The organism is Rhodococcus sp. FG69, assembly GCF_057808915.1.
The window spans coordinates 37,630-51,107 of the sequence record NZ_JBMDIX010000005.1; the positions used below are offsets into that span (position 1 = coordinate 37,630).

Genomic DNA, 13,478 nt, shown 5'->3' on the forward strand with positions numbered 1-13,478 from the left:
TGTGGTGGTTTCGGTGGTGTGAAGGGGTCAGTGCAGGACGAGCTCGATGGCTGCGCTCATTCCTGCGGGTCGGGGACGGCCTGCGGTGTGGTGGTGGACGGGCGTGATGTCGAGGTCAGGGGCGCGGCGGTGGGCAGCGTCTGTGATGTCGGTGCACCTGGGGTCGCGGACTGGCTCGTCGACGACGAACCGGAGGGCAGCGATCCGGTAGTGGTGGGTCGTGTCGTCGTCGGCCGTGTGGTGCCGGTGGCCGTAGCGCCTTCGTCGGTGAGGGCGCTGGCGAGGCGGGTGAACCATTCGACGGTGAACTTCGCGGGGGTTTGCCCGGTATCGGTGACCGGGACCTGGTCGTAGGTGCCGTGCAGGCGCACGGTGTCCCAGTAGCGGACGTCGGTTGCCAGGGTCAGCAGGCCTTTGTTGTCCTCGATGCCCTGGGTGATCTCGTGGTAGATCTTGCGTTGAACCGAGGAGATCGTGGCCGGCGGGAACAGTGACACCACCGCGGCTCCGACTTTCGCGCCGAGCGAGGCCAACGCGGCCGGCGGGTTCGCCAGTCCGACGGTGGCGAGCTCGGTGATGGTGGCGGGGGTGAGGACCTTTTTCGCTACGGTCACCGCGGCGCCGAGGCCCATGACCCCGGCTTTGACGACGGCGCGGACGATCTTCGCGTCCGCTTCCGGGGTGTCGGAGGATGGCGCGGAGTTCTCCGCCAACCGGCCGAGCACCGTCTCTCCTCCCGAGGTGACCTGGAAGCGGCCGTTTTTGAAGTCGACGTCCTCGTTGACCACATCGGCGGCGGTACGCAGTGATGCGCCGCCGACTGCACCGGCGAGGTCGATCAACGTGCGCTGTGGGTCCTGTTCCTGCAGGTGCAGTTGACCGGAGATGTTGGTCACGACCTGCGCGAGAGTCGATTTGGCGGGCAGTGAGCAGGCGAGGTCACCGGGAGTGCAGAATTGCGCGACCCGGCCCGAGAGCTGTCCGAAGGCCGCCGACGAGCTCGACGATGTGGAACTCGACGATCCGGACGGCGACGAGCCGGGAGCAGTCGAGCTGCCTCCGCTGCCGATGCGCACCGACGCCGAGGTAGTGGTGTCGGCGGGTGCGATGCCGCCGCCGTCCGCTGCGGTCGCGGTGACGTTCAACCCGGCGAGGTCTGTCGAGGGCACCCCGGGAGGGGCGGCAGGGGCGGTGGGGGTCGCCGAGCCGGGGAACACCGGCGACGACGCGGGACGGGTGGGGTCGGAGAAGAGTGCGACTGCCGCAACGTCTTTCGCTGGGATCGGTCCTTTGCCGGCGCCGATGGCGCGGGCGATCTCCGAGGCGACCTGCGCGCCTTGGGAGTATCCGGTCAACGCGACCGGGGAGCCGGGGCAGCGGGAGGCGTAGTCGGAGAGAAAGTCCAGGCCTGCGCTCACGCCGTCGGCGATGGACTGGGCGTAGGGCAGGTCGCTGCTGTCACCGGCCTTGCCGCCGAAGCTCGCTGCGTAGGGCACGAGCGTGCGGCCGATGTCGTCGGCGGCCAGGCGCAGCGGAATGGTGATCGCGGTGCCGAGGAATCCGGTATCGACGTCGGTGGCGTCCGCGTCGCCGGATTCACCGGTGCCCTGCCAGCCGAAGACGTGCAGGACATCGCATCCGGCGGCGGGGCCCTGAGCGGGGGCGAGCGGCGCCGCTGCTGCGGTGCCGACGCCGCCGGTAACGAGCACCGTCGTGAGTGCTGTCGCGGTGAGCGCGCGTAGCGCCAGCGCTCGGCGCTGAGGTGGGGCTGCGGTGGTGGTCATCGGTTGCTCCCGTGGTCGCGTAGTGAGTTCGAATGCGGTGTGGCGTAGTGGCGCAGCAGCAACCGGTGGATGCGTTCGGTTTCGGTGGCCGAGGATTCGGCGTGGTGCTGTAGTCGCCGGACAGCGTCGTCGACGGATGCGGCGTACATCTGCTGCGGAGGCGGGTAGTTCGGTGGTCGGTACCGGCTCAGCCAGGGTTTCGGCGCGGTCATGGTGTGGTGGCCTCCCTGCGGGTGCATGTGTGGATGTGCTGGGCGATGGTGAACGAACGCGGCGACAACAGGGAGGGATCGATGCCGACACCGGCAGCGATCTCGGAGTCGTAGGGCAGGTGGTGCACCCCGGCGACTCGGCCCGACAGGGCGTCGGCGAGGGGGCCGGTGACGTGATCGACCCCGGGACGTTGCGAGGTCACCACCAGATGCACTGTGCGGCCCATCTCTTCGCTACCGAGGCGGCGCCGCAGCATCGACAGGACCGGACGGGAGGCATTCGCCGCGCCGGGACGATCGTCGATGGTGACGACGATGTGATCGGCCCGCTCGGCGGCGGAGTCGAACCACGGTGAGCCGACACTTGCGCCGGCATCGACGATCACCGAACGCTCCTCCGCGAGCAGAGCTGCGACAACGTCGGTGAGTGGGGACGCGGTTTCGGCGAGCGTGCGATCGCGGCCGAGAACGGTCCACCCGGAGGCTGGGAGTGTGGACGGGTCGGCAGCGGGATCGTGGACACCGCTCAGCCACTGCTGCCACCACGAGGGATGGCAATGCTCCGCGGGTGCTCTGGTGGTCAGGTCCCCGCCGACCGGGGTCCCGTCGAGGGCGATCACCGCGGCCGACGACGCGGACGCGGCGACCATCGCGAGCAGCAGGGTCGTGACCGTGGCGCCGGAACCTCCGTGAGCCCCCGCGACCACGGTCACCGAGCCGCGGGCGGTGTTGCCGCGGCTGGGGTACTGCGCGACCGAATCGCCGGGTGCGGCAGTGGGAGCGTGCGTCGTTGCCGCTGTACCTGCGGAAGTGTCGGTGGCGAGCCAGTCCAGGTACGACGGCGACGGGCCACCGACGGCAGCGTTCGGGCTTGTCATTGAGGCGCCTGGCCGATGCCGCTGATGGAGGCCGCGTTGTTGGGGCCGCGTTGGACGGTCATCGCGGAGGAGAAGCGTTTCTCCTCACCGTCCGGCCGTCGTTCGATGACCGTCACCCGGTACTGCGACGAACCCAGTGGTGAGGTCAGCACGCAGTGATCGGTACCGACGGGGATCGCGGCGACAGCAGCTTCGAATGCGGCGGAGTCGAGGTCGATACCGGCACTGAGCTGCGCCCGGGCTGCGGATATGTCGCGGCTGACGTAGTAGGCGTCCTCGATCCGTGCAATAGCGGCGAGATCCGGCTCGCTCGACGACGCGAGCGCCCGGGTGCCGCCGCTCTGCACCTCGCACCACTGCTCCGCAGACACCACCACAGCAGAGCTGGCGGCAGGCTCGGTAGTGGAAAGCTCCGTGGCCGCCGCGGGCGAGGGAACGATCGGCTCTGCTGCAATGACGTCGTTGTCCTCACTCGCGCCGGTCAGCAGCAGCGCACCGCCGCCCACCAGAGCGGCCAACGCAGCGACCGAACCGGTGACGGCGATGGCTGAACGGTGTCGGTGGATCCATGACCGCTCGGGCGCGACGGCGGAGGTGCTCGACGCGGGGCGCGGCTGCGCTCGCTCGGTGGTCTGAGGTGTGTAGTTGGCCAGTGCACCTGCCCACGCAGGTTCTGGGGAAGGTGGAGGTAGCGCTACCACCCGCTCGGCGGTGTCGGTGTCGGTGTCGGTGTGGTGGTCGTCGACGCTGGGTGTGCTGGTCAGGTCGGCAGGCAGGGCGGTGAACCACTGTTCGTCGTCGATGGTCGAGAATGCCACGGGCGGTTCTCCTTTCACGTCGAGACGGTGATGAAACTGGCTGGCAGATGGCGGGAGTCGAACCTTCGGATACGGCCGCACGGGGGCGATGGTGTGCGGCCGCACCCGGCGATCAGACTCGGGCCACTCCGAGACCGGCCAGGGCGCCATTGATGGCATCTGCGGCCTGCGCGAGTGCAGGTCCGGCGGCGACTGCGGCGTCCGCGACCGCGGGCTGCTCGAGCACCGTGGAGGTGAAGCCCTCCGCCGCGGTGCGGGCCGGTTCGACCCACGTGCTGGCATCGCTGACGGCCTGCCGCACCACTGGCGCCGCATTAGCGGCGGCGGTGTTCGCCTGCGCGAGCAGATCCGGTGCAGGTTCGGTGGTCAGCGGTGCCGGGATGATCGGGAGCTGATCGGCCGACGGACCGACCGGCGGAGTCTCGATCGCGGGTGCGGGAGCAGGTGCGGGTTCTTCGACGGTGATCGCTTCACCGCCGGCGGCGGCGCCGCCGATCAGGCCGCCGGTGACCGCGCCGACGACGGTGGTGGCGGCGACGATGGGAGCTGAAATCGCTGCTCCGACACCTGCACCGGCCAACCCTGCGGCGCCGGGGACGAAGACGTAGCCGAGGGGCCCGGCCCAGATGATCGCCGGAGTCAGTACCGGGGTCGCCGCGACGCCCAGGCCTGCACCGATCGCTGCGCCGCCCAGGGTGATGGCGGTCCCGGGAACGAGACCGACGCCGAGGCCAGCGAGCGCTCCTGTAGCGGCTCCGCCCGCGGTGCCAGCGGCGATTCGGTCCGCGCGTGGTGCGTCGGCGAAGCCGTTGTCGACGAGGAGGTTTCCGCCGTCGGCCTGGATCGCCTGGAAGGTGTTGGAGACCTGTCGAGCCAGCGTCGGGTCGACGATCGCCGGATCGTACGGGACGGGGTTCGCGCCGACAAGGACTGTGTTCTCGGGGGTCTCGACTGGGACGATCCTCGGCTTCTTCACCGTCGGAGCTGGTGCCGGTGCTGGTGGGGGTGCCGGGGTAGCGATCTCGGGGTCGGAGGTGGCTGCGGGGCCTTGCGCCGTCGCCGGAGGGGAGTCGTAGACCACCGGGGCGCTGTCATAGGAGGAGGTCTGACGGCCGGCGTTGTAGTCCTCGACAGAGCGAGTCTGGCCGGAGTAGTCGTACAGCGGGGTGTAGCCGGGGAGATAGTCGGGTTCGGCGGCCGGGGCAGGCGTAGGAGATGTAGTCGACAGTCCCGGCTGCTGGGGTGTCGTGGTCGACAGACCCGGCTGGACGTCATCGGCGAACGCGGTGCCCGCGAATGCCACCGCGACCGACATGGCAGCGGTGGCCACTACTGTCGACCGGGCAGCGACCGCTACAGCGCGGTGCCTCCCCTGAGAGTTGTTGCTGTTCAACAAACTATCCTTTCGATACCTGGTGACAGACCCGTCGAGCGGCGGATCCGGAACAAGTCGCTTACATCGCTGGGCGCTGAAAGTGATTAGTAGAGGGAAGTATTCGGGTCTGCCGTAACGGTCGGATCGGGACATGCAGGCCCCGATCCGGCCGACACGGTCAACCCCGCTTTGCTAGCGGATGAATTGGCTCAAAAAGATGATCCACTGCAAGAAGAACGGCACTCCGTTTCCTTTCTGTTGTTGAGGGAGGGCTATTTCGGGGTGGCCGAGTGGGTCCGCACTTACGGTGGCGAAATGACGGAACGCCAGGCAGCGTGGACTCCACTCGGCCACTGCCGCGCGATTCGTTGGGGGACAACGTGTTGCGCGGACTGCGGCGGCTATACGAGCCGGGGGATGGACTCGTATCGCCGGACGGTGGTGGCAAACAGATCGGCGTACGAAGAACGACCGTCACTGCGGGGTCTTCGCTGCGGGTCTGCCTGGCCAACGCCTCGCGGGATCAGGCCGCGCGACTGAATACGCCGTCGCGATGGGGCTCGTCCACAGGTTCGCGGAAAGTCATGTCCGAGTCGGTCCATTCGCCAAGAAGCGCGCCGGTGTCCTCACATCGCATCTGATGCCTCACATGCGGTTCGGATGCGCGAAGTGAACAGGTCGCGAGGCCGGGCACTCTGTCGTTGAGTGCAGGACATGGTTCAGCAGAAACCGAAAGGTGGCTGGGGTGTAACGCAATCTTGTCGATTGAAGATTGCATGAGTGTCCTCCATATCTAGACGCACCAACTGACGGACGCGGCTAGGCTGGAAGAGCCCCGCATCCATACAGGAGCTACGGCTTGCTGGTGGTGTGGGTGGTGATGAAAGGCCCTGGGTGTGGCGTGATTGGCGTCGTGACGCACCCGGGGTCTTTTCTGTGTGTTGAGCAAGGCTGGTACTTGAGTTTCGATCGCAGTTCGACGGCTAGGTGAACATCAGGGCGGTGATGTCTCCGGCACTCGGTCTGCGATGGGGTGGCTCCTTCGATTCTCTCCATTCTGTTTAAACAACTTGTTTCAAACAACTTAGCTTATACGTCCATTATGTGCTACCTCGAATATGCGGGTGGCAAAGTTTGCCTTGTGGAGTGCTACCTACTATGAAGAGAAGGCTTCGCGGATTCGAGCCACTCCGTTTGCGGGCAGCGAGAACAGCCGCCGGTCTCAGTGGTGCCGAAGTTGCGCGGAGGTGCGGTATTGGCGCGTCGACATACTCGCAATGGGAGCTCGGTGGGGCCGATCCCAGCATTAGTGCGCTCGCGCGATGCACCAAGGTGCTGAATATCAGCATCAGCGATGTAGTGATCGTCAAACGCGGGAAGGAGCATCTGGGGGATCTGCGAGTCATGCGTGGACTCACTCAAGGTGAGTTGGCAAAGCTGGTCGGCGTCAGTCCGCAGCACGTGGGAGCGCTTGAACGTGGTCATGTTGCGCTGTCTGACACGCTCGCGCGGCGAATGGCGGATGAGCTGGGGATAGAACTCGACCGTGTTGTGGAAGCCTATGTCCGCGTGCGTAATCGCGCGGCCGATGTTCTGCCCTAAATGAGCGCTGTTCAACCCGAACCCTCCTCGAATCTATCGGTCGCCAACGGCAGACCAATCGAGGCGCTACAGGCGGTACCGGACAGCTACACGATCCGCAGGAAGCCCCTTCAGGGCGCGCTGGGAAGCAGTGTACCGATTAGCGCTGCTCGCACAAGAGGTCGGTTGATCGAACTTGGTCAGGCCAACGATCGTAGGACCGCGAAACCTGCTGTTGTGGATTGATCGAGCGCCATCAAGGATATCTCGATGTGAACCGGCTCCCATTCGCCGTTCAGGTGCCGAAAGCGGAGCACACCTTGGACAGGACTGGTGCTGGCTAGCTGGTTCGACATGGCTGCCGCTACCGCTGTGTCGTCGGGATGCATCGCTGGCAAAGGTTGCCCTGGAACCGATTCCCACGCAATCTTTGGCATTGGTTCGCCATGCCACCTAATTAAGCGAAGCCGCTTCAAGTCTAGGATTGCGTGGTATTCCCCCGGGCGCCGGATCGCCTCAAGAACACGGTGCTCAAGAATGCGCGGCGGAGGGGCAGCTTCAACGCACGTTGCTGCGCCGATGTCTTGTGTGACGCCGCGAAGTAGTATTTCGCCGGAACCGGGCTCCTCGATCATCCGGCATGAGAAGTGTGCTGCGCGTTCCTCGCCGTCGTCTCGGACGACTGTCCACACCGCCTGATGCTGGGTACCAGGGGCTGCAGTCACGATCTTTGCTAGTGCGGCGCCTTCGTCAGCGTTCGTCTTGAGTCGTTCAAACGCACCGGCTTGCGCCACGCCGCTCCGTCGATCTTCCGGTGATACCCCATAAAGGTCGAAAAGCTCGGAGGAACCGTGTGCAGATCCTACGGTGAGATTGAATTCCCAGGCACCAGCTGGGTTCCGGGAACGTGGTGTCTCATCGTCTGGCCCGCGCCAAAGGTAGGCGGCATGCAAGGTTCCGTCGTCGTGACGTATCGGGACCGCGACGGTCCGCCGCCCATTCTCATGTTGGTCATAAATATCCAGGCCGGTGGTTTGCTCCAACGCGCGCAGGGCGTCGTCAATGTGGTTGATCGCCCTGGTGTTCACTCCCTGACGTTTGGATGAGAAGTGTTGCTCTAACCGGAGGAAAGGCCGCGGGCGCTCACCTATGGCTACTACGGCGCGAGTAGAGAATCCTCCGTAGAGCGAGATCAACAACCAGTCTGTTTGCATAAGTCCCCCGGGTGTAGCAGTTCTTTAGCGGCGCGGGCGCAGAGTATATAGCTACATGTAACGGCGAATGACGTCCATGTACCGCGAGCCCAAGAGCCGCGCGAGCGCGCTGGCAACTGCTGCGTCTTGCCCCACCAGTATCTGACGTTTCCCAGATGCGACGCCGGCGAGGGTTTGTATTGCAGCTTCGCCGGGTGTGGTGCGTGCGACGCTCTCCTCAAAGCTTCGGACAATACCGTCTCTGTCAGCTTCGAAGCCGTATAGAGCCTTGCGCGCGATAGCTGTGTGCAGCCCGCCTGGGATAACGCTGGTAATCGTTAGGTTTGTGTCTGCGAACTCGCCCGCCATAGCTTCCGTCAGGGCGCGAACCGCAAATTTACTGGCTGAGTATGCCGAATAACCAGGTGCAGTGATCATTCCGAACGCTGAAGACACGTTAACTAAGTGGCCTGCTGGGCTTTCCTCTAACAGTGGTAGGAACGACTTTGTAGTGGTCAACGTGCCAAAGAAGTTGGTTTCCATGACTTTGCGATAATCATTTAAATCGAAACTAGTTACGTGACCGGCAGCAAGTACTCCAGCGTTGTTGATCAAGATGTCAAGTTGACCGAGGGTATCCCGAATCCTGTCGGCACAATCTGAAACCTTGGCAGGGTCAGCGACGTCGAAGGTGAAAGCGTGAACGGCGCCGCGTTCAGACGCTAGTTTCCTACACTCATTAACTGTGGCAGACAGGTTGTCTGCATCGATGTCTACAGCCACTAGTGTGGCTCCGGCGGCGGCAAGCTCCAGTGCCAGCGAGCGTCCCAAACCTGACGCTGCGCCGGTAACTAGGGCTGTTTTTGCCTCGAAGTACGAATTAATTACGGAAGCTCGTCGGGCCCATCTCGGAAACCGTGGTAAATGGTCCCTAGCCCTCTGACGTGCGGTTCTTTCAACTGCAGTTGACGAGAGCGGATAGGCCGAGGTCACGGAATTGCTACTCACTCGTTCGATCCTTGCAGGACTGGCCGTTCAAGCAAGTCGTTGATGTTCGTGGACGTGGATGCTTCGCATGACGACTGTCGTAATCAAACAACTGACACCAATGTAATTTTCTCCGGACTTCGTCGGCGTGTCTGACCCGTCCGAACGTGATGCTGCATCAGGATGAACAGTGGTTGGGACCGATGATGCAGATGAAGGAGGCCACGCCATGCCGATGCCCAGTAAGGGTGAGCGGAAGCCGTTGACTGTCCGAATCCCGCTAGAGCTGATCAAGACGCTCGAGGAACAACAGAGTTCAGCCGGCGTGACGTCTCTGGGCCAGTACTTGGCCGACCTCATCGCGATCGTGAATGACCGCGAGGACCTCGCGCTAGAACTCAACAGACGGCAAGACCAAGGGGTGCTGCCCCTGACTGCGTAGCCGTTTTGGCCTTGAACCGACATTCAGGCCATACGTCCAAATTGAATCTATGCAGCACCGACAACGAAAAACCCCCGGCGGGCGGGCCGAGGGTTCTCGAAGTCAGAGAGCCGAGTGACTAGCTCGTATCTCACCTGTGTTGCTACTCCCCGAAGGGACTTGTCTTGCCTGACATGTCTCAGGGTACATCGCGCCCTGAAGTAGATACAAGATTTGACGCTCGTGTCGTCGATCCGGAAGCGACTCCGGAGCGGTTGTGGCGACGTTTCGCGACCGCAGTCGCGGCACGCAACTCGATGCGCCTCTACGACCCGACCCTGCGCAAATACAGCTCAGCCGGACCGTTGACGGTCAAACGACCGGCACTGCCATCGGCGGTGCCACTGTTCGTGCGCGGGCGTGCGCGGATCGTGGCGCTGGACTTCGACACCAAAACCCATGGCCACGCCGCCGTAGTCTCGGACGTCTCGCGTGTCCTGGAATGGCTGAACGAGTGCGGCGGCCGCGCTGTCGTCGACCGCTCGACCAGCGGCGGACACCACGTCCTGATCCCGCTCGCCCCAGGAAAAACGGTATCCGTCGAGGAACTCCGCCCACTGCTGCGACAACTGACTGTGCGCCTGCCAACACTCGACATCACACCGATGACCAACGCCAAAGCCGGCTGCATCACCGTCCCCGGCTCTGCCTGCAAAGAAGGAGGCCACCGCGAACTCGTCGACCTCGACCCCGCCGAAGCCCTCGACATTCTGACCGTCGGCTCGGACGCAGGAACCTTGGCACGGCTCGAAGCTCTCCTCGGCGGCACCGGCCACGCACCCACCACCGCAGTCCAGGCACACATCCGCACGCAATCCGCTGACGAACGGATCCTCGGGTCCGGCGACGACGCGCGCCTGCACCCACGCCTGTGCCGCTCGACCACGCCGCCGCGCGCCGTCGCGGACTTTGCCGCCACCGGCCGCCTCGACACCAGCCGGTGGCCCTCCCGCTCCGAAGCCCGGCAATCCGTGATCACCCACGCCGTCCTCGCCGGCGCCAGCACCTCCGACATTCTCGCCCGCGCCGCCGCTCCGCACTGGGCCGGCCTGCGCGCGGCCTACGCCCGCTACGCCGAACCCGCGCGCGCCATCCGCCGCGACACCGCCGCCGCCCTTCACTGGGCCGCATCGAACATCCCCGATCCAGTCCGGGATTCCGGGCACAAGCAAAAGCACACAGGGGGCACCTACGATCCGCTCTTTCGTTCCTGGCTTACTCACGCACAAACCTGGGTCGCCACAGAGTTCTCTCACCGACGAGATCGCTGGACGACACACGCGGTCATTCAAGGACTGGCGTGGGCGGCTGCAGTGTCCGGGCAAATCGTCGAAGGTGTCCCCACGGTGGGGGTGGGGGGACGATCGCTCTCTATCGCGGCTGGAATGCTTCCGGAATCGACAGTGTGGTCGACTCTTGAGCGTGTGCGGGAGATGGAGGGCTCGCCTCTGTTGTTGATCGAGCGCGGTGTCGGACAGAACCCCGACCGCTACGCACTTGTCCACACCCCAGCAGGACGCGTGGCCAAGCCTTCGGCAAATCACGTCGCTGCGGAGCCCATGGAGGTCGAGTCGGTGCATCCGGCGTGGAGCGTTCTTGGATGGCGCCAGCGAATCCTCTACGACACGATCGCCGCGCAATCCGACAAGGATGCCGATGCACTCACGCCGGAAGCGTTGTTCACGGCCGTCGGCATCGGTCGCACCAGTGGGTACGACGCACTCCTTGATCTGCGGATCGCCGGGCTCCTCGTTGTCGAGTCCGGCAGGGTGCGGATCGGTCCGGTCGATCTTGATGACATCGGACACCGCCACGGGCTGACCGCCGCGGTACGGGCCCGCATCGTGCGTCACCGCGCCGAACGCATCGTCTGGCGCGAGTGGCTCGCCGCGCGTGAGGAAGCCCGCGTCCCGCCGGAGCCGGAGCCGACGTTGTTCACGGTTCCCGACAGCGGTGTCGGTGGGGAGCTCGAGCCGGAATACATCGCAGCGGTGATGGACACCGGACCACCCGAACCGCTGTAGAACCCCAGACACGCAGAACACCTCCGATTGCCGTCGCCTGCTGGACTGGTAGTAGAGACAGCGACCGGTCCAGGCCGGATGGCAGTAGTGCCCGGATCAAGGCACAGCTGGGTGCGTCAGTGGCGCAGAAGTCCGTGCGTGTGGACGAGCGCGACGAGTGCGGCATCGTCGTCGGCGATGAAGGTGCACAACGCTCGGGTGTGGGCCCAGGGCGGCCTTTTGTGTGCCGCAGCACGGACTGATCGAGACCGGCGGTAAGGGGGAGGGAGGCCGAGATTGCCCGCCGGTGTCGGCTGTTAGACCCGACGCCGTAGTTCCGCGGCGGTCGGGAAGTCTGGGTCGGCGCCGAGCGTCGCTTCGAGGTGTCCGAACAACACCACGGTGTTCAGCGCAGGGGGGGGGTGAGCGAACGCCGGTCGGCGATGGTGCGGATCTGTTCGAGTTCTGGCCGGGTGTGCAACAGCGGATGAATGTCGGCGGTGTCCTCGAACGGCAGCCGATCGCGCGCCGGGTACGGCGAGACGGTCGAGTTCGTCGAGGATGAAGTGCGCGCGTTGTATGACTTGCGACGGCGTTCACAGCAGGTGTTGACGTGGCCGGATGCGGGACGGGCCAGAAGAACCCGTCAGTGGCCGGTTCGTTACTCGGCGCTACGAGGATCCGGACACCGCTCGGCCCGCCCGGACTTAGGAGATCGTCCGCGACGTCAATACCGCGCTGGCACTGTCGAAGGCGACAGTGCGGCAGGCTCGGGTGCCGAAGTACTCGACACCCGAGGAACCTGCTCGTAGGCATTGTGTGGGTCGAGACTGTGTGCGGTGACTGATGTGCTCCGGGCATCACCGGTGTCCGCGATCGCCGGGTCGTGTCGGTGGTGCGGTCTAGTCTGCGGATATGCGCGAGAGGGAGACTGCGGAGGTGGCCGGCGTCCCCGAGCACGTCCTGGACGAGCTCGCGCAGACTCTCACCGACAGACTCGACATCCTGCTCGACCGTCTGACCGACCGTGCTCTCGACGTCCCCGACGCGGGCACGCCGGCGTGGCAGCAGCAGTGGCTGGGCCGCGACAGCGACTCCGGACGTCAGCAGCACGCACGGCGCCTCTACATCCGTGCGGTCCTCGCCAACCGCGCCGGGATCGGACTGCAGGACACGGCTGCACCGGTCCGGCCTCAACCCGCGGCCGCGCCGCTCCCGCGCGCCCGCACTGCCCGGCGCCGCAGCGTCGACTCCGATCAGCTCGCTATCTTCTGACAGTTCCTTCGATCGGCGAGAACATTCGGTATTGAGATGCATGCACCATTCGGGGAGGTATGGTCCGTCGTCTGAGGGGGAAGTGGGCCATCCTCGACGTGTCCGTCGCGGGCATCCACACTCCCGACAGTCCACATCTACGACTACACCGCTGCTCAGGCTGCGTGCCGAGTGCTACCGAGTACACGGTAACTGCCTGACTGTCGGCCCCTGGCTGGGGCAGCATGACGGTGTGGAGTGCACGCACCGCTCGGCAGACAGTAAACCGTACGTCGGAGCGAGACCTGTGCTCCGATGCCGGAGTCACTGCGGGGGATCCGAGTCGAGTCCGGTCGTCGTCATCCGGACGGCGGTGGCGTACCCCCACCGGTGGTTCGATTGCGGGGTCCGCCGTGTGAGGTCTGCGGTACGCGGCGAACGTGGCCGGGTCAGTGTGCAGCGTCGTAGGCCTCGACGCTCGAGGCGGGTATGCGGCCGCGTTCGGCGATCTCGTACCCTTCGTCCGCGGCCCACTGCCGGATCGCGCGAACGTCGGCGGGATACGGGCAGAGGTGGGCGCGGCGGCGCTTGTCGAGGCGGGTGCGCTGCCGGCGGGTTTGGGGCGATGCCGCCGGCAGCCGACTCGGGTGGCCCGGTCGATGTAGTAGTCAATTTTGCGGTGAAACTCGGTGGCGTTCTTCGCTTTCAGGTCGATGGCGTAGTTCACGCCGGCGACGGAGAATTCGATGGTTTCTCCGGATCCGTCTGCGATGACGGACCCGTCGAGATCGTCGACCAACTCGACGGAGACCTCCTTGGCCACGATGTATCGATACCTTTCACGCAAATATTTTCAGCGGGAGAATTTGTTTCGAGCGTATCCCGCCGTGCACGGGGCTCGGTGCGCATCAT

General features: G+C 65.0%; 11 protein-coding genes and 1 pseudogene. 4 read left to right on the plus strand and 8 right to left on the minus strand.

Annotated features, from left to right (window positions below):
* Positions 1-56: 56 nt before the first annotated feature.
* From ACODSO_RS06230 to ACODSO_RS06250, 5 genes are all read right to left on the minus strand, one after another.
* Positions 57-1,784 carry a cutinase family protein gene (locus tag ACODSO_RS06230; RefSeq protein ID WP_489035836.1) on the minus strand — a complete coding sequence of 576 codons (1,728 nt, stop codon included), beginning with the start codon at positions 1,782-1,784 and terminating at the stop codon, positions 57-59.
* The gene (locus tag ACODSO_RS06235) at positions 1,781-1,996 is read right to left on the minus strand and encodes a hypothetical protein (RefSeq protein WP_489035837.1); all 216 of its coding nucleotides are present in this window, start codon (positions 1,994-1,996) and stop codon (positions 1,781-1,783) included. The genes ACODSO_RS06230 and ACODSO_RS06235 overlap by 4 nt, the downstream gene beginning before the upstream one ends.
* Entirely contained in the window at positions 1,993-2,874 is an 882-nt protein-coding gene (locus tag ACODSO_RS06240; protein WP_489035839.1) for a hypothetical protein, read from the minus strand. Before ACODSO_RS06240 ends, ACODSO_RS06235 begins: the two co-directional genes overlap by 4 nt.
* Positions 2,871-3,692, minus strand: coding sequence for a DUF8176 domain-containing protein (locus ACODSO_RS06245; RefSeq protein WP_489035841.1), 822 nt, complete (start codon positions 3,690-3,692; stop codon positions 2,871-2,873). The genes ACODSO_RS06240 and ACODSO_RS06245 overlap by 4 nt, the downstream gene beginning before the upstream one ends.
* 112 nt (positions 3,693-3,804) lie before the next feature.
* A complete protein-coding gene (locus ACODSO_RS06250; protein WP_489035843.1) occupies positions 3,805-5,085 on the minus strand; it encodes a hypothetical protein in 1,281 nt (426 codons plus the stop codon).
* Between the two features lie 1,140 nt (positions 5,086-6,225).
* Between ACODSO_RS06250 and ACODSO_RS06255 the strand changes: the two genes are divergently transcribed.
* Positions 6,226-6,669 carry a helix-turn-helix domain-containing protein gene (locus ACODSO_RS06255; protein ID WP_489035844.1) on the plus strand — a complete coding sequence of 148 codons (444 nt, stop codon included), beginning with the start codon at positions 6,226-6,228 and terminating at the stop codon, positions 6,667-6,669.
* A gap of 179 nt (positions 6,670-6,848) precedes the next feature.
* Here the strand turns inward: ACODSO_RS06255 and ACODSO_RS06260 are convergent, their stop codons facing one another.
* Both ACODSO_RS06260 and ACODSO_RS06265 read right to left on the minus strand, forming a co-directional pair.
* Positions 6,849-7,862: a GAF domain-containing protein gene (locus ACODSO_RS06260; RefSeq protein ID WP_489035846.1), complete on the minus strand. Its 1,014-nt coding sequence runs from the start codon at positions 7,860-7,862 to the stop codon at positions 6,849-6,851.
* A 51-nt stretch (positions 7,863-7,913) separates the two neighbouring features.
* On the minus strand, positions 7,914-8,849 hold the full coding sequence (locus ACODSO_RS06265; protein WP_489035848.1) for an SDR family NAD(P)-dependent oxidoreductase: 936 nt from the start codon (positions 8,847-8,849) through the stop codon (positions 7,914-7,916).
* 208 nt (positions 8,850-9,057) lie between these two features.
* Between ACODSO_RS06265 and ACODSO_RS06270 the strand changes: the two genes are divergently transcribed.
* From ACODSO_RS06270 to ACODSO_RS06280, 3 genes are all read left to right on the plus strand, one after another.
* Positions 9,058-9,270, plus strand: coding sequence for a hypothetical protein (locus ACODSO_RS06270; RefSeq protein WP_094723248.1), 213 nt, complete (start codon positions 9,058-9,060; stop codon positions 9,268-9,270).
* 173 nt (positions 9,271-9,443) lie between these two features.
* Positions 9,444-11,333, plus strand: coding sequence for a hypothetical protein (locus tag ACODSO_RS06275; RefSeq protein WP_489035850.1), 1,890 nt, complete (start codon positions 9,444-9,446; stop codon positions 11,331-11,333).
* A gap of 894 nt (positions 11,334-12,227) precedes the next feature.
* Complete coding sequence (locus ACODSO_RS06280; protein WP_489035851.1) at positions 12,228-12,587, plus strand: hypothetical protein; 360 nt, start codon at positions 12,228-12,230, stop codon at positions 12,585-12,587.
* A 428-nt stretch (positions 12,588-13,015) separates the two neighbouring features.
* Here the strand turns inward: ACODSO_RS06280 and ACODSO_RS06285 are convergent.
* Positions 13,016-13,389: pseudogene (locus ACODSO_RS06285) on the minus strand (histone-like nucleoid-structuring protein Lsr2).
* Positions 13,390-13,478 lie beyond the last annotated feature (89 nt).

Excerpts from the sequence above, each read along its gene's own strand:
- ACODSO_RS06230 (WP_489035836.1), bottom strand. The coding sequence starts at position 1,784 with ATGACCACCACCGCAGCCCCACCTCAGCGCCGAGCGCTGGCGCTACGC.
- ACODSO_RS06235 (WP_489035837.1), bottom strand. The coding sequence starts at position 1,996 with ATGACCGCGCCGAAACCCTGGCTGAGCCGGTACCGACCACCGAACTAC.
- ACODSO_RS06240 (WP_489035839.1), bottom strand. The coding sequence starts at position 2,874 with ATGACAAGCCCGAACGCTGCCGTCGGTGGCCCGTCGCCGTCGTACCTG.
- ACODSO_RS06255 (WP_489035844.1), top strand. The coding sequence starts at position 6,226 with ATGAAGAGAAGGCTTCGCGGATTCGAGCCACTCCGTTTGCGGGCAGCG.
- ACODSO_RS06260 (WP_489035846.1), bottom strand. The coding sequence starts at position 7,862 with ATGCAAACAGACTGGTTGTTGATCTCGCTCTACGGAGGATTCTCTACT.
- ACODSO_RS06270 (WP_094723248.1), top strand. The coding sequence starts at position 9,058 with ATGCCGATGCCCAGTAAGGGTGAGCGGAAGCCGTTGACTGTCCGAATC.
- ACODSO_RS06275 (WP_489035850.1), top strand. The coding sequence starts at position 9,444 with ATGTCTCAGGGTACATCGCGCCCTGAAGTAGATACAAGATTTGACGCT.
- ACODSO_RS06280 (WP_489035851.1), top strand. The coding sequence starts at position 12,228 with ATGCGCGAGAGGGAGACTGCGGAGGTGGCCGGCGTCCCCGAGCACGTC.